The organism is Clostridium sp. chh4-2, from assembly GCF_002899675.1.
Lineage (GTDB): Bacteria > Bacillota > Clostridia > Lachnospirales > Lachnospiraceae > CHH4-2.
Window position 1 is genome coordinate 60690 of the sequence record NZ_PKUU01000027.1, and the last position, 19612, is coordinate 80301.

The following is a 19612-nucleotide window of genomic DNA, read 5'->3' on the forward strand; positions in this document are numbered from 1 at the left end:
AACCCGTGGATATGAAGGTTATAGATGCCAAAACGCTGCAGAAGGCGTTTTTGGCGGGAGCAAAAGGTCTGGAAGCTAAGAAGGAGTGGATTAATGAGCTGAATGTATTTCCCGTACCGGATGGGGATACAGGAACGAACATGACGCTCACGATCATGGCGGCGGCAAAAGAGGTTGCGGCCATTGAAAATCCCACTATGGAGACCTTGGCGAAGGCAATATCCTCAGGATCATTAAGGGGGGCAAGGGGAAACTCAGGCGTTATCCTGTCCCAGCTGTTTCGAGGTTTTACAAAAGAGATTAAAACAGTCGATGTGGTAACCACCACCACGCTGGCCAATGCATTTGTGAGGGGGACGGAAACCGCTTACAAGGCGGTTATGAAGCCAAAGGAAGGCACGATTCTTACCGTTGCAAAGGGGATGGCGGATAAGGCCGTGGAACTGGTTTCACAGACAGAAGATATTATCCTGTTTTGTGAAAAGGTAATTGAACATGGTGATTATGTTTTGAGCCAGACCCCGGAGATGCTTCCTGTTTTAAAACAGGCGGGCGTTGTGGATTCCGGCGGACAGGGCCTGATGCAGGTGGTAAAAGGCGCGTTGGACGGCCTTTGCGGCAAAGAGATCGATCTGACTGTGGAGGACAGCAAACCGGCGGCCAAAACAGCCGGAGCAGCGTCTACAGAAGATTTTGATATCAGGTACGGTTATTGTACGGAATTTATCATCAATGTGGAAAAACAGTATGACATGGATACAGAGCAGGAATTTAAGGGATATCTGGAATCCATCGGTGACTCCATCGTGGTGGTTTCCGATGACGATGTGGTGAAGGTGCATGTTCATACCAATGATCCGGGCCTTGCAATCCAGAAAGCCCTTACCTATGGATCGCTGTCCAGGATGAAGATCGATAACATGCGTAAGGAACATCAGGAAAGGCTGATTAAGGAATCCGAAAAAAAGGCGGATGAGCCGAGAAAGCCTTATGGATTTATCGCCGTTTCCATTGGAGACGGATTGGGTGAGATCTTTAAGGGGATTGGAGCAGATTACCTGATTGAAGGCGGCCAGACCATGAATCCCAGCACGGAAGATGTCCTGAATGCCATCGACTGTGTAAATGCGGACACCATATATATTCTGCCTAATAACAAGAATATTATACTGGCTGCAGAGCAGGCGAAGAGTTTAACGGCGGATAAAGAGATCGTCGTGGTTCCGTCTAAAACAGTTCCCCAGGGAATTACCGCGTTAATCAATTTCGCGCCGGATTTATCACCGGAAGAGAATACCCGCGTTATGGTGACGGAGATGGGGAAGGTAAAGACCGGACAGATCACCTATGCGGTCCGCACGACTATGATTGACGGAATGGAGATTCATGAAGGCGATATCATGGGATTGGGAGACCAGGGAATGCTGGCAGTGGGCCGGAAGGTTGAAGAGACTGCAGTCAGCGCGTTAAAGAAGATGGTAGATGAAGACTCTGAACTGATCAGCATTTATTATGGCTGCGATGTGACTGAGGAAGATGCGCAGGCGGTTTTGGAACAGGCACAGGAAGCATGTCCTGAATGTGAGATCGAACTTCACAGCGGCGGACAGCCAATTTATTATTATTTGATTTCTGTAGAATAACAAGAAGAGAATCGGGAAACCGGTTCTTCTTCTTTGTGGAACCGGAAGAACGGTTCTAATTTAGAAGAATGTGAGAATGAGTATGGATAAGAACCAGCAGCCAATTACAGCCATAAAAGGTATTGGGGACAAGACAGCCAAATTATTTCAAAAGCTCAGCATTGTCACATTGGATGACCTTCTCCACTATTATCCCAGAGCTTATGATACGTTTGAACCGCCTGCGGCAATCGGGGGACTGAAGCCGGATTCCACTGCGGCCGTGGCCGGAATCCTGCCTAAATCTCCGGTGGTCAAGCGGTTCAGCCATATTCAGGTTATTACGGTTACGCTGAAAGATGCTACCGGCAGCCTGCAGCTCACGTGGTTTAATATGCCGTTTCTGGCAGTGACGTTAAAGGCGGGAAGCCGCTTCATCTTTCGTGGAAGGGTGGTTAAGAAAAGCGGGCGCCTTGTAATGGAACAGCCTGAGATTTTCACGCCTGAAACGTATGAACCGGTGATGCATTCCATGCAGCCCATCTATGGACAGACCAAGGGACTGAGCAATAAGACAATTACAAAAGCCTGCCTGGAAGCTTTGGGGATGAGGGAGATGGAGCGCGATTATATGCCGGCTGATATCAGGCGCAGGCATGAATTGGCGGAATATAATTACGCCATCGAACATATCCATTTTCCTGCGGACAGAAAAGAGCTTTTATTCGCCAGAAAGAGGCTGGTTTTCGACGAATTTTTTATGTTTTTGCTGGCTGTGCGCTATTTAAAGGATAAAAGGGAAGATCAGAAAAGCTGCTACATAATCCCTCCGTCAAAGGAAGTGGAAAAACTGACTGCAGACCTGCCCTATGATCTTACGCAGGCGCAGAAAAAGGTGTTGGAAGAAGTAAAACATGATTTATCCGGCGGTTTGGTGATGAACCGCTTAGTTCAGGGAGATGTTGGATCGGGAAAGACCATCATAGCGGTTTTAGCGCTGCTCCAAGTGGCCTGCAGCGGCTTACAGGGGGCGCTTATGGCTCCGACGGAAGTATTGGCCAAACAGCATTACGAATCCATTACAGAGCTGTTTGAAGCTCATGGAATCGATAAAAAGCTGGTTTTGATTACCGGCTCCATGACGGCCAAGGAAAAAAGGCTGGCTTATGAGAAGGTTGCTTCGCACGAAGCGGATATTATCATCGGTACCCATGCCTTGATTCAGGAAAAGGTGATTTATGATAAACTGGCCCTCGTGATCACTGACGAACAGCACCGGTTTGGAGTGGGGCAGAGAGAGGCCTTGGGAAATAAGGGACAGGAACCTCATGTTATGGTAATGAGTGCGACTCCGATTCCAAGAACTTTAGCGATTATTATCTATGGGGACCTGGACATCTCGGTCATAGACGAGCTTCCTGCAAACCGCCTTCCGATAAAAAACTGTGTGGTCAATACCGCATACCGGAAAAAGGCATATGAATTTATCACCAAGGAAACTGCGGCAGGCAGACAGGCATATGTGATCTGCCCTATGGTGGAGGAAAGCGAGATGATCGAGGCAGAAAATGTAATCGATTATACGAAAACGCTAAAAAAAGAGCTTCCCGGAACCATAACGGTTGAATATCTCCACGGCAAGATGAAAGCAAAGGAAAAAAATGCCATTATGGAGCGGTTCGCAGCCAATGAAATTCAGGTGCTTGTATCCACCACGGTTGTGGAAGTGGGGGTGAACGTGCCGAATGCCACCGTTATGATGATAGAGAATGCGGAACGTTTCGGCCTTGCACAGCTTCACCAGCTCCGTGGAAGGGTTGGAAGGGGTAAGCACCAGTCCTACTGTATAATGGTGAACTGTTCCGACCAGGACGGAACACAGGAGCGTCTGGATATATTAAACCAGTCAAATGACGGATTTTATATCGCATCGGAGGATTTAAAGCTCAGAGGACCCGGGGATATCTTTGGAATCCGGCAGAGCGGAGACCTGGAATTTAAGCTGGCCGATATTTTTACCGACGCCAACATTTTGAAAACAGTGGCGGATGAAGTGAAGCGATTGTTCGAGCAGGATGAGAATTTAGAGCGGGACGAACACAGGGAATTGAAGATTAAGATGGACCGTTTTCTGGAAAAAAGCTATGAAAAGCTGAATTTATAGGATTTAGACAGAAAAAATTTATATTAATTTCATATCCAAGGAAGATGAAATGTGCTATAGTTAGAAAGAAAAACAAATGAAAGAGGTTTATAATATGATAGATTCCAATGGACCAGTACTGAATACAAGACTTGTCAATGCGATGCAGGAAATGCTGAAAGATAATAACGAAAAAACGCGCTCCAAGATGATTTCCGCTTTGATGGGTTCAACCATGCTTTCACCTGTAGTCCGTCAGATTGCGGTTACGGAAGAAGCGATGAAACAGGGCAACGCCAGATTCAAATTCACTATGATTCAGAATGACAAAGGGGACAAGTACTTCATGGCATTCACCGATTGGGCTTCCCTGAACAAATGGAAGAAAGAAGAAGGACAGCAGGTCGTTCATATGGAATTCGACGATTTTGCAGCCATCGTTTTGAGAAAAGGCAGCAACATGGCCGGATTCGTAATCAATCCATACGGTGAGAATGTTACCATTCCAAGAGAGTTAATCATTTCCCTGAAGAAACAGAAGGATGAGAGAAATAACCATTAACGAAAGTTAGCGGAAAGAATATATAAAAAAGGAACCGGAGATGGTTCCTTTTTTATTGTGCAAAGAGAGCTCTCTTATTGGATTGTCTGATAATATTCAAATCCGTCCGCATGATATTTGCGAACCAGTTTCTGAATTTTGGCGGTCGGAGACAGGGCCGCGCCGATGGAAACGTCGTGGTTTAAGGAATTGACGATTGCGGCCATGTATTTGCTCATATCGGCTTCCAGATACCATTCCCGGGTTAAGAGCTCGTCCGGACGGTAATTTAAGTTGGTTGTGATAACATAGTCGATATAGCCTTTGGCGTAAAATTCATCAAATTTTTCCAAACCGCTGGTGAAAAGACCGAAGGTACAGCAGATGATCACTTTTTTCGCCTTGCGCTCTTTTAATTCTTTTGCAGTGTCCAGCATGCTTTCGCCGGAAGAGATCATATCATCGATAATCAGCACCGTCTTATCCTCCACAGAGGAGCCTAAAAATTCATGGGCGACGATGGGATTGCGTCCATTGATGACCCTTGAATAATCACGTCTCTTGTAGAACATACCCATGTCCACGCTCAGGTTGTTGGCAAGATATACGGCGCGGTCCATGGCGCCTTCATCCGGGCTGATAACCATCAGATGATCTTTGTCAATCTGAAGATTTTTGTCATGGGAAAACAGTGCTTTTATGAACTGATACGTAGGCATGAAGTTGTCAAAACCGCTGAGCGGAATGGAGTTTTGCACCCTTGGGTCATGAGCATCAAAGGTGATGATGTTGCTGACACCCATGGACACCAGCTCTTTTAACGCCATTGCGCAGTCCAGGGATTCCCGTTTTGTCCTCTTATGCTGGCGGCCTTCATACAGGAAAGGCATGATAACATTGACGCGGTGGGCAGTGGCTGTGCAGGCACCGATAATGCGTTTTAAATCCTGATAGTGGTCATCCGGGGACTTGTGGTTGGTATAACCGCTCACCGTATAGGGGATGCTGTAATTAGTCACATCCACCATAGCAAAGATATCCGCGCCCCGAACCGATTCATGGATCTGAGCCTTCGCTTCACCTGTTCCGAATCTGGGGCAGGAACAGTTCAGCAGATAAGAATCCACATCATAACCGCGGTAATGCAGGTCTTCTTTGCGGCGGATCAATTCTTCCGTGTCATTTCTCCGGAATTTAACAACGTGATCATTAACCTTTTGAGCCAGATCCCTGCAGCTTTCCAATGCGGCGATTTTTAGCGGCGCCACTGGAAGAACGTCGTTGAAAACATAATTATTTGCCATGAATAGCACTCCTTCATATTTGTAAGCATATACCCGCAGATAACGGGGACATACATGGGCATGTCCCTGCTGGCTGCGGGTGATCTGTAAAAACATTTACATTCATTTATATCATTTTTCGACAAGGCCCGTCAATAGATTGGGGAGATTTTGCGAAAAAAAACAAATGACGATTCCTTTACAAAGATAATTAATATTGATATGATAGATCCATATGAAAGAAAGGTCAGAGATTTTATGAAGAAAACAGAGCATATTATCAAGTCCGTGGATAAGGGATCAATCGCAGAAGAACTGGAACTGGAGCCGGGAGACTGCCTGATTTCCATCGACGGACATGAGATTGAAGATATTTTTGATTATGAATACTATGTTAACAGCGAGTCCCTGGTGATGCTGATCCGCAAGCCGGACGGAGAAGAATGGGAATTAGAAATTGAAAATGATTACGAGGATTTGGGAATTACTTTTGAAAATGGCCTGATGAGCGATTACCGTTCCTGCCGGAACAAGTGTATTTTCTGCTTTATCGACCAGATGCCTCCCGGAATGAGAGAAACCCTGTATTTTAAAGATGATGATTCCAGGCTTTCCTTTTTACAGGGCAATTATATTACGCTTACCAATATGAATGATAAGGATATTGACCGCATCATCCGATTCAAGCTGTCCCCAATCAACATCTCGGTTCAGACTACGAATCCGCAGCTGCGCTGTAAGATGCTGAACAACCGGTTTGCGGGGGATGCGTTAAAGAAGATTGACCGCCTCTATGAAGCCGGGACGCCGATGAACGGACAAGTCGTACTTTGCAAGGATGTGAATGATGGGGCTGAATTGGAACGGACGATCCGTGATTTGAGCAGTTATATTCCCTGTATGGAAAGCGTTTCCGTGGTGCCGGTGGGCATATCTAAATACAGGGACGGGCTTTTTCCTATGAAGCCAATAGAAAAAGAGGATGCCGAGCGGACCATTGATCTGATTGAGCGCTGGCAGAAAAAACTGTTTGCAGAGCATGGAATTCATTTTATCCATGCAAGCGATGAGTTTTATATTTTGGCAGGACGGGAAGTGCCGGAAGAAGAACGGTACGACGGATATATCCAGCTGGAAAATGGAGTCGGAATGATCCGCCTGATGACGGAAGAAGTGAGACAGGCGTTGGAACAGATGGACGGAGATGACCGCCGGGACGAGCTTTCCATCGCTACAGGGCAGCTGGCAGGCAAATATCTAACGGAATACATTGAACAGATATCCGCCAAGTTTCCGGGCATAAAGGTTCATGTTTATCCGATCACCAACTACTTTTTCGGAGAGTCTATTACCGTCGCCGGACTGATCACCGGACAGGATCTGATCGCCCAGTTAAAGGGAAAGAAATTGGGAAGCAGACTGCTTCTTCCGGAGTGCATGTTCCGAAGCGGAGAAGAAGTATTCCTGGATGATATTACCAGAGACGAGGTACAAAATGCTTTACAAGTCCCGGTTAATATTGTAAAATCAAGCGGACAAGATTTTGTAGAAGCAATTTTATGTCCGGAGTACAGCCATAAAAGCGGATATGAAGGATATGAGTTAAAGGAGATATAATATATGAGTAAACCAGTCGTTGCGATTGTAGGCCGCCCCAATGTGGGAAAGTCTACGTTATTTAATTCCATTGCAGGGGAGACCATCTCCATCGTAAAGGATACCCCGGGCGTGACCCGTGACCGCATTTACGCGGATTGTACGTGGCTTGACAGAAATTTTACATTAATTGATACCGGCGGCATTGAGCCGGACAGCAGCGATATCATCTTATCCCAGATGAGGGAACAGGCGGAGATCGCAATCGCCACTGCGGATGTCATCATCTTTATTGTAGACGTGCGTCAGGGGCTGGTGGATTCCGATTCCAAGGTTACCGACATGCTGAGAAAATCTAAAAAGCCGGTGGTTCTGGTTGTCAACAAGGTGGACAGCTTTCAGAAGTTCGGCAATGATGTCTATGAATTTTATAATTTGGGAATTGGTGATCCGGTACCTGTTTCTGCAGCTTCCAGACTTGGCATCGGCGATATGCTGGACGAAGTGATCAAATATTTTCCTCCGGCAGTGGACGAGGACGAAGAGGATGACCGCCCGAGAATTGCCATTGTGGGCAAGCCAAACGTAGGTAAATCTTCTATTATAAATAAGCTGATCGGTGAAAACCGTGTGATCGTATCCAACATTGCGGGAACTACCAGAGATGCGGTGGATACCAATGTAATGCACAACGGTACGGAATATGTATTTATCGATACCGCCGGATTGAGAAGAAAGAATAAGATTAAAGAAGAACTGGAACGCTACAGCATCATCCGTACCGTTACAGCCGTGGAGCGGGCCGATGTAGTCGTCGTGGTAATCGATGCAACCGAGGGCGTGACGGAACAGGATGCCAAGATCGCCGGAATTGCCCATGAACGGGGCAAGGGCATCATTGTGGCCGTTAATAAGTGGGATGCCATTGAAAAGAATGACAAGACCATCTATGAGTTTACGAGAAAGGTGAAGGATACCTTATCCTTTATGCCTTATGCGGAGATCATCTTTATCTCAGCCGCCACAGGACAGCGGTTGGGCAAACTGTATGAGATGATCGATATGGTGCGTGAAAACCAGACGCTTCGCGTGGCAACCGGCGTTCTGAATGAGATTATGTCAGAAGCAGTTGCACTTCAGCAGCCGCCTTCCGATAAGGGCAAGAGACTGAGACTTTACTATATCACCCAGGTTGCGGTTAAGCCGCCTACCTTTGTTATTTTTGTAAATGATAAGGAATTAACACATTTTTCCTATACCCGTTATCTGGAAAACCGGATTCGTGAAGCATTTGGATTCCGGGGAACTTCGCTTAAATTTATCTATCGGGAACGGAAAGGGAAGGACGAATAATTAATGGAAAGAATCATTTGCCTGGTATTCGGTTACCTTTTTGGGCTGTTTCAAACCGGTTACCTCTATGGAAAATTACACAAGATTGATATCCGCCAGCACGGAAGCGGAAACTCAGGAAGTACAAATGTACTCCGCGTAATGGGAGTGAAGGCCGGAGCCACTGTTTTCATGGGCGATTTTTTGAAAACAGTGATTCCATGTTTCATTGTGCGGATTTTCTATAAAGACCAGACTTCCATACAGTATCTGATGATATTGTATACCGGACTCGGTGTGATTCTGGGGCATAATTATCCTTTTTATATGAATTTCAAAGGTGGAAAAGGAATTGCCGCCACAGCAGGGATTTTAGTATCCCTGGACTGGACGGTTACATTAATCTGTCTGATCGCATTTGTGCTGATTGTTGCGGTTACCAGATTCGTTTCATTGGGATCTCTTGTTGTGGTGAGCATATTCCTGGCGCTTATGATCTTTGAAGGAAGCCGGGGAACCTATGGGCTCGCAGTGGAGTACCTTACTGAATTTTATCTGGTATCTGCCTGTGTGACGGCGCTCGCGTTCTGGAAGCACAGGGCGAATATCGTCAGGCTGCTTCACGGCACGGAGAACAAGATCGGTTCAGGAAAGAAATAATGAAATGAATGGAATGCCGTTTTATCGGCAGAATTGAGGTTAAGATGGCAAATATTGGTATTATTGGCGCTGGAAGCTGGGGAATCGCGCTCTCCTTACTGTTACATAACAACGGGCATAAAGTGACTGTCTGGTCTGCTTTGGAACAGGAAATCGCAGAACTTAACGAAAAACATGAACATCACAGCCTTCCGGGTGTTAAACTGCCGGAACAGATGAACTTTACCGTGGATCTGGAAACTGCAATGAAGGATAAAGATCTTTTGGTATTGGCCGTTCCATCCGTTTATACAAGACAGACGGCCAGACAGATGAATCAGTTCTGCAAAGATGGACAAATCATTGTCAATGTGGCAAAGGGAATTGAAGAAGCTACCCTGATGACCTTATCTGATATTATAGAAGAAGAAATTCCATCTGCAAATGTGGCGGTTTTATCAGGACCAAGCCATGCGGAAGAAGTGAGCAGAGGGCTTCCCACCACCTGCGTGGTCGGCGCTCATAATAAAGAGACTGCGGAACGGATACAGAATCTGTTCATGAGCCCTGTATTCCGCGTATATACAAGTCCCGATATGCTGGGAATTGAGATCGGAGCATCATTAAAGAACGTGATTGCCCTGGCTGCCGGTATTGCGGACGGACTGGGATATGGGGATAATACAAAAGCGGCATTGATTACCAGAGGCATAACCGAGATCGCCAGACTGGGAATGGAGATGGGCGGCAAATTCCAGACCTTCTGCGGTCTGACCGGAATTGGCGATCTGATCGTTACCTGCGCCAGCATGCACAGCCGTAACCGCAGGGCCGGTATCCTGATCGGCCAGGGGTATTCCATGGAAGAGGCCATGAAAGAAGTGAAGATGGTGGTGGAAGGCGTGTATTCCGCCAAGGCGGCGCTAAAGCTTTCCATAAAATACCAGGTTCCCATGCCCATTATCGAACAGGTAAACGCAGTGCTGTTTGACGGCAAATCTGCGGCCGATGCGGTAGGACAGCTGATGCTTCGCGATAAAAAGCTGGAAAGCTCCGATTTACCTTGGGAAGAATGAGAAGAAAGCGATTCAGCACTTGACAACGTAAAAGTATAATTATATAATTGAAAAAGCTTAATTTTAAGCGTGGCTTCTAAACGACCAGGATAGAAGCCACTTTGATTATGCGTATGTAAGTACATACAAGCATCTAAGAGGAGGAAACATTATGAGAAGATTTGTTAGTGTGGGTTTAGCAGCTGTAATGGCGGCTTCCCTGACAGCGTGCGGCGGATCTAAGACAGAGACCCCGGCGACTGAAGCAAAGACAGAGACAAGCGCAGCAAAAGAAGCAAAAACAGAGGCAGAGAAAAAAGAAGCTGACACAACAGAAGCAGCAAAGGCTGAAGGCGAGACAGCGGCGGCTACAGGCGAAGGCGGAGTTTTCAAGATCGGCGGAATCGGACCTATCACAGGTGATGCGGCTATCTACGGTTTAGCAGTAAAGAATGCGGCTGAACTGGCTGTAAAAGAGATCAATGAAAACGGCGGAATCAATGGAATGACCGTAAGTTTCGATTTCCAGGATGACGAAAGTGATACAGAGAAATCCGTAAACGCTTATAATAAATTAAAAGACGACGGCATGCAGGTACTTATGGGAACTGTTACCACGAACCCATGTATCGCAGTTGCAGCAGAGACGAAAAACGATAATATGTTCCAGCTGACTCCATCCGGATCTGCTGTAGAATGTATTCAGAATGACAACGCATTCCGTATCTGTTTCTCAGATCCTAACCAGGGTATTGCATCCGCTCAGTATATCGGCGAAAACAAACTGGCTACAAAAGTAGCTGTTATTTATGACAGCTCCAGCGTATATTCATCAGGAATTTATGCAAAATTCAATGAAGAAGCAGCTAATCAGGGAATCGAAGTTGTATCCGCGGAAGCATTTACCGCTGACAGCAAGACAGACTTCACCGTACAGCTTCAAAAGGCAAAAGATGCAGGCGCTGAACTTGTATTCCTTCCAATCTATTATTCAGAAGCAGCTCTTATCTTAACACAGGCAAACACCATGGGCTATGCTCCTATTTTCTTTGGATGTGACGGTTTAGACGGTATCTTAACTGTTGATAACTTTGACACCGCTTTGGCAGAAGGCGTTATGCTGTTAACACCATTCGCAGCCGATGCTCAGGATGAAGCAACTCAGAATTTTGTAAATGCTTATAAAGAAGCTTACGGCGAGATTCCGAACCAGTTCGCAGCCGATTCCTATGATGCTATCTACACAATTAAAGCAGCAGCAGAAAAAGGCGGAGTAACTGCTGATATGAGCGTATCCGATATCTGTGAAGCGATAAAGGCTGCTATGACAGAGATTACTGTTGACGGTCTGACCGGTGAAGGAATTACATGGTCTGCAGACGGAGAACCTTCCAAGGCTCCTAAGGCTGTTAAGATCGTAGACGGTGCTTACACTGCACAGTAATTTAATATTGTGAGAGACAAGCCGAGTAATCGACATCAGTCTTTTATCTGTTTTTTAACGGGTATTGTGGCAATTGCGCTTTCAATACCCGTTTTTGTTTAACGGGCTTCTTTTTACAAAAAAAGATTGTATTGGCTAGTTTCCTATGATATAATTCCTCACATATGGTTTTTCCGTAAGTATTTACAAATAAACTAAAGAGGTGTTTTCTTATGAGCTTTATTTCCTATTTTATCAACGGTGTCAGTCTTGGAAGTGTATACGCCTTGATTGCATTGGGATATACCATGGTATATGGTATTGCCAAGATGCTGAATTTCGCCCATGGCGATGTAATTATGATAGGCGGTTATGTTACTTTTATTACGGTCAGCACAATGGGACTTCCTCCTGTGGTTGGAATTCTATTGGCTGTTGTTATATGTACGGCGTTGGGAATGACCATTGAAAGGGTGGCTTACAAGCCTCTTCGTATGGCGTCTCCATTAGCCGTTTTGATCACCGCAATCGGTGTCAGTTATCTGCTTCAGAATATTGCTCTTTTGATTTTTGGGGCGGGAACCAAGTCCTTTACTTCTGTTGTAAAGATTGCTCCGCTGAAACTTGCAGGAGGTCAGCTCAGCATTTCCGGAGAAACCATAGTCACAATCATTACATGCGTGATCATTATGGTGGTATTGACCACCTTTATTAAAAAGACGAAAGCGGGGCAGGCCATGCTTGCCGTTTCCGAAGATAAGGGAGCAGCGCAGCTGATGGGGATCAATGTAAACGGAACCATTGCGCTCACGTTTGCAATCGGTTCGGCCCTTGCCGCAATCGCGGGCGTGCTTTTATGTTCCGCATACCCGTCTTTATCTCCATATACCGGGGCTATGCCTGGTATTAAGGCTTTCGTGGCAGCTGTATTCGGAGGAATCGGTTCAATTCCGGGTGCATTTATCGGGGGGCTTCTGCTCGGTATTATTGAGAACTTAAGCAAAGCATACATTTCATCACAGATGGCGGATGCGATTGTTTTTGCAGTGCTGATTGTAGTGCTGTTAGTGCGTCCAACCGGTCTTCTGGGTAAGAAAATGAATGAAAAGGTTTAAGGTGGCTGGTATGGAAAAGAATAAGAAAAAATCAATCAGTAAAATAACAAAAGCCAATATGATTACATATGCAATTGTAATCGCGGCTTATCTAATTATGGAACTTATGGTAAAGTCGGGCAATATATCAAGCCTGTTAAAAGGCCAGCTTGTACCGATCTGTTACTATGTAATTTTAGCGGTTTCCCTGAACCTGACCGTAGGCATTCTGGGAGAATTGAGCTTGGGACATGCAGGGTTTATGTGCGTCGGCGCATTTGCCAGCTCTTTATTTTCCATCTGTATGGTGGAAGTGATTCCTGTTACGGCAGTCCGTTTTACTCTGGCTCTGTTAATCGGTGCGGCCAGTGCGGCGGTGGCGGGAATTATCGTCGGCATCCCCGTTTTAAGGCTTAAAGGGGACTATCTGGCGATTGTTACCCTGGCTTTCGGCGAGATTATTAAGAATATTGTCAATGTAATTTATCTTGGAAAGGACAGCAGCGGACTTCATTTTTCCATGAAGAGCGCCATCGAACTGAAGATGCAGGCGGATGGCAAGGTGCTGATCAACGGTGCGCAGGGAATTACCGGCACGCCTAAGGACGCCAATTTTACCATCGGTTTTGTGCTGATCCTGATTACATTGTTTATCGTATTGAATCTGATCCATTCCCGTTCCGGACGGGCCATTATGGCCATTCGTGACAACCGGATTGCGGCGGAATCCATCGGAATCAATATTACGAAATACAAGCTGATGGCATTTACCATTTCAGCAGCCCTTGCAGGTGCGGCGGGCGTTTTATATTCCCATAACCTGTCCACCCTGTCGGCCACTCAGAAGAACTTTGGCTATAACCAGTCCATTATGATTCTGGTATTCGTCGTTTTGGGAGGCATCGGCAACATCAGAGGATCGATTATCGCTGCGATTGCGCTTACCTTGCTCCCTGAGCTTTTAAGAGGGCTCAACAGCTACCGCATGCTGATCTATGCGATTGTTCTGATTGTTATGATGATTTTCAACTGGAGTCCGGCAATTATTGACTTTAGAAAACGCCATTCCCTGAAACAGATGTTTGGGAATAAAGCGCCGGCAAAGGAGGGCAAATAATTATGGCTCTTTTGGAAGTGAGTAATTTAGGAATTTCATTCGGCGGCTTAAAGGCGGTCGACGGATTCAATATAGAGATTAAAAAAGGCCAGATGTATGGCTTGATCGGCCCTAACGGCGCCGGTAAAACTACGGTTTTTAACCTTCTTACGGGCGTTTATAAACCGAATATGGGCACCATCGTCCTGGATGGAAAGAATATTACAGGGCGTAAAACGATCGATATCAACAAAGCCGGAATTGCGAGAACATTCCAGAATATCCGTCTGTTTAAAGAATTAACCGTACTGGATAACGTAAAAGCCGGACTTCATAACCATAATGTTTACTCTACCATAGAAGGAATTTTCCGCCTTCCCAGATATTTTGCTGTGGAAAAGGCCATGGATGAGAAAGCGATGGAACTTTTGAAGGTGTTCAGCCTGGATGGAGAAGCCGATTATCAGGCGGCTAACCTCCCTTACGGCAAACAGAGAAAATTAGAGATTGCCAGAGCGCTGGCTACCGATCCGAAACTGCTTCTTTTGGATGAACCGGCTGCGGGCATGAACCCCAATGAGACAAAGGAACTTATGGACACCATTCGTTTTGTCCGCGATAAATTTGATATGACTATTCTGCTGATTGAGCATGATATGAAACTGGTTTCCGGCATCTGTGAAGAGCTGACCGTGCTGAATTTCGGCCAGGTTCTCGCTCAGGGAGAGACCAGCAAAGTACTGAATGATCCTCAGGTTATCACAGCATATCTGGGTGAATAGGAGGAAGAAGTTATGGCTATGCTTGAAATAAAAGATCTGGAAGTGTATTATGGCGTGATTCAGGCCATAAAAGGAATCTCTTTTCAGGTTGATGAAGGGGAGATCGTCGCATTGATCGGCGCCAACGGAGCCGGAAAAACCACGATTCTTCACACGATTACAGGGCTGATTCCTTCTGCCGCAGGAACCATTCATTTTGAAGGACAGAACATTACGAAAACGCCTGGATATAAGATCGTATCCATGGGAATGGCCCATGTTCCGGAGGGACGCCGTGTGTTTGCGCAGCTGTCTGTACTGGAAAACTTAAAGTTAGGCGCTTATACCAGAAATGATAAAAAAGAGATGGAAGAGACTCTGGAACGAATCTATAAACGGTTCCCCCGTTTGGAAGAGAGAAAGAACCAGCTGTCGGGAACCTTATCAGGAGGGGAACAGCAGATGCTGGCCATGGGCCGCGCCCTGATGTCCCACCCGAAACTGATCGTCATGGACGAGCCGTCCATGGGGCTCTCGCCGATCTATGTCAATGAGATTTTTGATATTATCAAAGAGATTAACGATGGCGGAACAACGGTTCTTTTGGTAGAACAGAACGCTAAAAAAGCCCTTTCTATTGCCCATAAAGCATACGTTTTGGAAACAGGTAACATCGTGTTAAACGGCGACGCCAAGGAGCTGATGAATAACGATTCTGTGAAGAAAGCGTATTTAAGTGAATAAGTGATGGATTTTTCCACTCCCCCATGATAAAATATTGGTATAGATCAATGTTCAGAGGGGAGTGATTTTTTTGCTTGACAGAGCCATAGAAATTGCCAGTACAGCGCTTGAGGGTATGAAAGATCCTGATGGAAATTCTTATCTGGATCATGCGCTGCGTGTAATGGAGAAGATGGATACAGAAGATGAAAAGATTGTAGCAGTGCTTCATGACGTGATCGAAGACACCGAACTTACATTAGGAGAACTTGCAGAGGAAGGTTTTAGCCGGCGTGTGCTGGACTCTATTGAACAGCTGACAAAACGCAGAGATGTCACATATTACGATTATATTGATGATATCAGCGGTACGGAACTGGCGTCAAAGGTGAAAATCGCAGAAATTGAGGACAATAAAGACATTGCCCGGGTGAAGAAGATGTCTTTCCAAACCTATTCAATTGATGAACGGGCAAGACGTTCTTTGAAAATTCTGCGGGGAGAGTAAAAACCTGATTACATAAAGAAATACCCCCATGCATATACTGTATCAGCACAGCATGCTTGTAACAGCGGCTAATAAAGTATAGCAGGGGGTATTTTTATGGATAATTATAATGTATACAAAGACATTGAAGCCAGAACAAAAGGTGAAATCTACATAGGAGTAGTCGGCCCGGTAAGGACGGGAAAATCCACGTTTATCAAGCGGTTTATGGAGCTCATGGTGCTGCCGGATATTGAGGATGAGCATCAGATGGCCCGTACCAGGGATGAACTGCCGCAAAGCGCCGCCGGAAAGACCATCATGACCACGGAACCCAAGTTCATACCAAAGGAAGCGGCGCTTATTAAGCTGGATGATGGAATTCAGGCCAAGGTCAGGCTGATTGACTGCGTGGGATTCATGGTGGAAGGAGCAGCCGGACATATTGAAAATGATACGGAGCGCCTTGTAAAAACGCCGTGGTTTGATTATGAAATTCCGTTTACAAAAGCGGCGGAGATCGGAACCAGGAAGGTGATCAACGACCATTCCACTATCGGAATTGTGGTCACAACCGATGGTTCCATCGGGGAGTTAAAACGTCCCAATTACATATCCGCAGAAGAAAAAACGGTTCAGGAATTAAAATCTCTTGGAAAGCCGTTTATTCTTCTGCTGAATTCTTTGAAACCTTATTCAGATGAAACTGCTGCGCTGGCAAAGGAATTGACGGAAAAGTATCAGGTTGCTGTGCTGCCGGTAAACTGTGAACAGCTGAAAAAGGATGATATCTACCATATTTTAGACCGGGTATTAAAAGAATTCCCTGTGACGGAACTGGATTTTTACATTCCGAAATGGCTGGAGATTCTGCCTGCATCCCACTGGCTGAAGAGTCAGGTGATCCAAACGGTCAGGGACGTTATGAAAAAGGTTTCCCACATGAAGGATGTCAGCCGCGAGGTGCTGGTGCCGTCTTCCGAAGCGGTCAAAGGGCTGAAGCTTCAGAATATGGAGATGGCGGACGGAAGCGTTTCCGTGGGCGTGGATGTGGATGACAGCTACTATTATCAGATTCTCAGCGATTATGTGGGCATTCCGATTGAAGGGGAATACCAGCTGATGCAGACTCTTTCCAATTTAGCCAGAATGCAGTCCGAATATGAAAAAGTGCAGAATGCCATGAACCAGGTACGGTTAAAAGGATATGGAGTGGTGACTCCGGACCGCTCGGAAATCATGCTGGATGAACCTCAGGTGATTAAACACGGCAATAAATACGGAGTGAAGATGAAGGCGGAAGCGCCGTCCATCAATATGATTAAAGCCCATATTGAGACGGAAATCGCGCCGATCGTGGGAAGCGAACAGCAGGCGGAAGATCTGATCGCCTATATCAAACAGAACGCCAAGGAAAGCGACGAGGGAATCTGGAGCACCAACATTTTTGGAAAATCCATTGAACAGATTGTGGAGGACGGAATCCAGGCGAAAGTTTCTCAGATGACGGAAGACTGCCAGATGAAGCTGCAGGATACGCTGCAGAAAATAATTAACGACAGCAATGGCGGTATGATTTGCATAATCATATAATTCAGTGTTATAATGAATTCATACAACAAAAGACATAGGAGGGGATTCTATGAAGCTTACATTTATAGGGGCAGATCATGAGGTAACCGGGAGCTGTCATTGTTTGGAAACAGAACATGCCAATATTCTGGTAGACTATGGTATGGAACAGGGTGTAAACGTTTATGAGAATGCGGAACTGCCGGTGGGATATTCGGAGATCGATTATGTGCTTCTCACACATGCGCATATCGATCATGCCGGACTGCTGCCGCTGCTTTATGCGAGAGGGTTCCGCGGTAAGGTGATAACAACGGTTGCAACCGGAGATTTGTGTACGATTATGTTAAAAGACAGCGCCCATATTCAGGAGATGGAGGCTGAATGGAAAAACCGGAAGGCTCGAAGAGCCGGAAGTCCGGAGGTTCCTCCTCTTTATGAGATGAATGATGCATTGGGAGTGCTGCAGCATTTTGAAACTTATGAGTATGATGACCTGGTGGACCTGGTGGAAGGCGTCAGAATCCGTTTTACGGACGCAGGCCATCTGTTTGGTTCCGCATCGATTGAGGTATGGGTTACGGAAGGCGATGTTACCAAAAAGATCGTATTTTCCGGAGATATCGGCAATTTTAATAAGCCGCTGATCCGCGATCCTCAATATATAAAAGAGGCGGATTATGTGATCATGGAATGCACATACGGCGACCGAAATCATGTCCATACCAAGGATCACGTCACGGAACTGACTCGGATCATTCAGGAAACCCTGGACCGTGGAGGCAATGTGGTGATTCCTGCTTTTGCGGTAGGCCGTACTCAGGAACTTTTGTATTTCCTGAGAAAGATCAAGCTGAACCATATGATTCACGGCCATGATAATTTTGAAGTGTATGTGGATAGCCCTCTGGCTGTGGAGGCAACTCATGTATTTAAAGAGAATCTGATGCGCTGCTATGATGAAGAGACGAAACAGCTGGTGGAGATGGGGATCAACCCGATTTCCTTCCCAGGACTGAAACTGTCGATTACCAGCGACGAATCTAAGAATATCAACTTTGATACGAAGCCAAAGGTGATTATTTCCGCATCCGGCATGTGCGACGCAGGCCGTATCCGCCATCATTTAAAACACAACTTATGGAGGAAAGAATGTACCATCGTATTCGCAGGATATCAGGCGGTGGGCACGCTGGGACGCAGCCTGATGGACGGAAGCCGGGAAGTGAAGCTGTTCGGCGAGACCATTGAGGTGGAGGCCCATATAGAATCGTTAGAGGGCATCAGCGGCCATGCGGACAGGGATGGGCTGCTGGCATGGATCAATGCCTATGAAAAAAAGCCTCAGCAGGTATTTGCCGTACATGGTGACGACGCAGTCTGCGACATCTTTGTGAGAACCTTGAAAGAAGAGTATGGATTTAATGCCGCGGCTCCGTTCAGCGGCTCCAGCTATAACCTTCTGGAAGGCAGATGGATCACCGTTACCAAGGGCATTCCGGTGAACAAGGAGCTGGCAGTTGTGAGAAAGGCAGCCGGAGTCTTTGCACGGCTGGTTGCAGCCGGGGACCGCCTGCGCCAGGTGATTCTGCGCAATGAAGGCGGAGCCAATAAGGATCTGGCAAAATTTGCGGATCAAATTAATGCATTATGTGATAAATGGGACAGATAAGGAGACAGAAGCAATGACAAAAGTACAGTTATATACAGACGGATCAGCCAGAGGAAACCCAGACGGGCCGGGCGGCTATGGAGCCGTGCTTCAATTTATGGACAGCAAAGGCCAGACCCACGAAAAGGTCATGGCGGGCGGATATAAAAAGACGACCAACAACCGGATGGAACTGATGGCCGCGATTGTAGGCTTGGAGGCGTTAAACCGGCCCTGTCAGGTAGAACTGTATTCGGATTCCAAATATCTGACGGATGCATTTAACCAAGGGTGGATTGATAACTGGATCAAGAATAACTGGAAGCGTGGAAAGAGCGGTCCGGTGAAGAACATCGATCTGTGGGAGCGGCTTTTAAAAGCAAAAGAACCTCATGATGTGAAATTTTTATGGGTCAAAGGACATGCAGGCCATCCGCAGAATGAACGGTGCGATTTACTGGCCACAAGCGCTGCCGACGGAGACAATCTCATGACAGATACCGGGCTGTCCGTTTAATCATTAAATTAATCTTACAAAATATTACTAATTGTGGTTTTCTATTCCTTTTCATCCTGTTTTGTGTTATTTTTAAA

17 protein-coding genes are annotated in these 19612 nt (G+C 46.1%); 16 read left to right on the top strand and 1 reads right to left on the bottom strand.

Annotation, left to right across the window (positions count from 1 at the left end; all coding sequences use genetic code 11):
* Nucleotides 1-5 precede the first annotated feature (5 nt).
* The 3 genes from C0033_RS22660 (at nt 6) to C0033_RS22670 (ending at nt 4327) form a co-directional block, all read left to right on the top strand.
* Nucleotides 6-1643, top strand: coding sequence for a DAK2 domain-containing protein (locus C0033_RS22660; RefSeq protein ID WP_103230200.1), 1638 nt, complete (start codon nt 6-8; stop codon nt 1641-1643).
* A 76-nt stretch (nt 1644-1719) separates the two neighbouring features.
* Nucleotides 1720-3786, top strand: a complete 2067-nt coding sequence (recG, locus tag C0033_RS22665) for an ATP-dependent DNA helicase RecG (protein WP_242984579.1) — start codon at nt 1720-1722, stop codon at nt 3784-3786.
* Nucleotides 3787-3862: 76 nt separating this feature from the next.
* Entirely contained in the window at nt 3863-4327 is a 465-nt protein-coding gene (locus C0033_RS22670; RefSeq protein ID WP_103230201.1) for an SseB family protein, read from the top strand.
* Between the two features lie 74 nt (nt 4328-4401).
* On the opposite strand, the gene C0033_RS22675 is transcribed toward C0033_RS22670, so the two are convergent.
* A complete protein-coding gene (locus C0033_RS22675; protein WP_103230238.1) occupies nt 4402-5610 on the bottom strand; it encodes a ribose-phosphate pyrophosphokinase in 1209 nt (402 codons plus the stop codon).
* A gap of 237 nt (nt 5611-5847) precedes the next feature.
* On the opposite strand from C0033_RS22675, the gene C0033_RS22680 reads away from it, so the two are divergent.
* The 13 genes from C0033_RS22680 to rnhA all read left to right on the top strand — a co-directional run bounded on the left by C0033_RS22680 (nt 5848) and on the right by rnhA (nt 19535).
* A complete protein-coding gene (locus tag C0033_RS22680) occupies nt 5848-7206 on the top strand; it encodes a DUF512 domain-containing protein (RefSeq protein WP_103230239.1) in 1359 nt (452 codons plus the stop codon).
* 3 nt (nt 7207-7209) lie between these two features.
* Nucleotides 7210-8538, top strand: a complete 1329-nt coding sequence (gene der / locus C0033_RS22685; protein ID WP_103230202.1) for a ribosome biogenesis GTPase Der — start codon at nt 7210-7212, stop codon at nt 8536-8538.
* Between the two features lie 3 nt (nt 8539-8541).
* Nucleotides 8542-9177 carry a glycerol-3-phosphate 1-O-acyltransferase PlsY gene (gene plsY, locus C0033_RS22690; RefSeq protein WP_103230203.1) on the top strand — a complete coding sequence of 212 codons (636 nt, stop codon included), beginning with the start codon at nt 8542-8544 and terminating at the stop codon, nt 9175-9177.
* Between the two features lie 44 nt (nt 9178-9221).
* Nucleotides 9222-10232: an NAD(P)H-dependent glycerol-3-phosphate dehydrogenase gene (locus C0033_RS22695; protein WP_103230240.1), complete on the top strand. Its 1011-nt coding sequence runs from the start codon at nt 9222-9224 to the stop codon at nt 10230-10232.
* Between the two features lie 151 nt (nt 10233-10383).
* Nucleotides 10384-11655: an ABC transporter substrate-binding protein gene (locus C0033_RS22700; RefSeq protein WP_347501210.1), complete on the top strand. Its 1272-nt coding sequence runs from the start codon at nt 10384-10386 to the stop codon at nt 11653-11655.
* Nucleotides 11656-11867: 212 nt separating this feature from the next.
* Nucleotides 11868-12749 (top strand): branched-chain amino acid ABC transporter permease, encoded by an 882-nt coding sequence (locus tag C0033_RS22705; RefSeq protein ID WP_103230205.1) that lies wholly within the window; start codon nt 11868-11870, stop codon nt 12747-12749.
* A gap of 10 nt (nt 12750-12759) precedes the next feature.
* A complete protein-coding gene (locus tag C0033_RS22710; RefSeq protein ID WP_103230206.1) occupies nt 12760-13845 on the top strand; it encodes a branched-chain amino acid ABC transporter permease in 1086 nt (361 codons plus the stop codon).
* Between the two features lie 2 nt (nt 13846-13847).
* Nucleotides 13848-14606 (top strand): ABC transporter ATP-binding protein, encoded by a 759-nt coding sequence (locus tag C0033_RS22715; protein WP_103230207.1) that lies wholly within the window; start codon nt 13848-13850, stop codon nt 14604-14606.
* A gap of 12 nt (nt 14607-14618) precedes the next feature.
* Nucleotides 14619-15329, top strand: coding sequence for an ABC transporter ATP-binding protein (locus C0033_RS22720; RefSeq protein ID WP_103230208.1), 711 nt, complete (start codon nt 14619-14621; stop codon nt 15327-15329).
* A gap of 115 nt (nt 15330-15444) precedes the next feature.
* Nucleotides 15445-15816 (top strand): GTP pyrophosphokinase, encoded by a 372-nt coding sequence (locus C0033_RS22725; protein ID WP_180994864.1) that lies wholly within the window; start codon nt 15445-15447, stop codon nt 15814-15816.
* Between the two features lie 96 nt (nt 15817-15912).
* Complete coding sequence (gene spoIVA, locus C0033_RS22730; protein WP_103230210.1) at nt 15913-17388, top strand: stage IV sporulation protein A; 1476 nt, start codon at nt 15913-15915, stop codon at nt 17386-17388.
* Nucleotides 17389-17437: 49 nt separating this feature from the next.
* Nucleotides 17438-19039 (top strand): MBL fold metallo-hydrolase, encoded by a 1602-nt coding sequence (locus tag C0033_RS22735; protein ID WP_103230211.1) that lies wholly within the window; start codon nt 17438-17440, stop codon nt 19037-19039.
* A gap of 13 nt (nt 19040-19052) precedes the next feature.
* Nucleotides 19053-19535 carry a ribonuclease HI gene (gene rnhA / locus C0033_RS22740; protein WP_103230212.1) on the top strand — a complete coding sequence of 161 codons (483 nt, stop codon included), beginning with the start codon at nt 19053-19055 and terminating at the stop codon, nt 19533-19535.
* Nucleotides 19536-19612: the final 77 nt, after the last annotated feature.

Coding starts and splice junctions, on each gene's coding strand:
- recG (WP_242984579.1), top strand. CDS start 1,720: ATGAGTATGGATAAGAACCAGCAGCCAATTACAGCCATAAAAGGTATT.
- C0033_RS22670 (WP_103230201.1), top strand. CDS start 3,863: ATGAAAGAGGTTTATAATATGATAGATTCCAATGGACCAGTACTGAAT.
- C0033_RS22675 (WP_103230238.1), bottom strand. CDS start 5,610: ATGGCAAATAATTATGTTTTCAACGACGTTCTTCCAGTGGCGCCGCTA.
- C0033_RS22680 (WP_103230239.1), top strand. CDS start 5,848: ATGAAGAAAACAGAGCATATTATCAAGTCCGTGGATAAGGGATCAATC.
- der (WP_103230202.1), top strand. CDS start 7,210: ATGAGTAAACCAGTCGTTGCGATTGTAGGCCGCCCCAATGTGGGAAAG.
- plsY (WP_103230203.1), top strand. CDS start 8,542: ATGGAAAGAATCATTTGCCTGGTATTCGGTTACCTTTTTGGGCTGTTT.
- C0033_RS22695 (WP_103230240.1), top strand. CDS start 9,222: ATGGCAAATATTGGTATTATTGGCGCTGGAAGCTGGGGAATCGCGCTC.
- C0033_RS22700 (WP_347501210.1), top strand. CDS start 10,384: ATGAGAAGATTTGTTAGTGTGGGTTTAGCAGCTGTAATGGCGGCTTCC.
- C0033_RS22705 (WP_103230205.1), top strand. CDS start 11,868: ATGAGCTTTATTTCCTATTTTATCAACGGTGTCAGTCTTGGAAGTGTA.
- C0033_RS22710 (WP_103230206.1), top strand. CDS start 12,760: ATGGAAAAGAATAAGAAAAAATCAATCAGTAAAATAACAAAAGCCAAT.
- C0033_RS22715 (WP_103230207.1), top strand. CDS start 13,848: ATGGCTCTTTTGGAAGTGAGTAATTTAGGAATTTCATTCGGCGGCTTA.
- C0033_RS22720 (WP_103230208.1), top strand. CDS start 14,619: ATGGCTATGCTTGAAATAAAAGATCTGGAAGTGTATTATGGCGTGATT.
- C0033_RS22725 (WP_180994864.1), top strand. CDS start 15,445: ATGAAAGATCCTGATGGAAATTCTTATCTGGATCATGCGCTGCGTGTA.
- spoIVA (WP_103230210.1), top strand. CDS start 15,913: ATGGATAATTATAATGTATACAAAGACATTGAAGCCAGAACAAAAGGT.
- C0033_RS22735 (WP_103230211.1), top strand. CDS start 17,438: ATGAAGCTTACATTTATAGGGGCAGATCATGAGGTAACCGGGAGCTGT.
- rnhA (WP_103230212.1), top strand. CDS start 19,053: ATGACAAAAGTACAGTTATATACAGACGGATCAGCCAGAGGAAACCCA.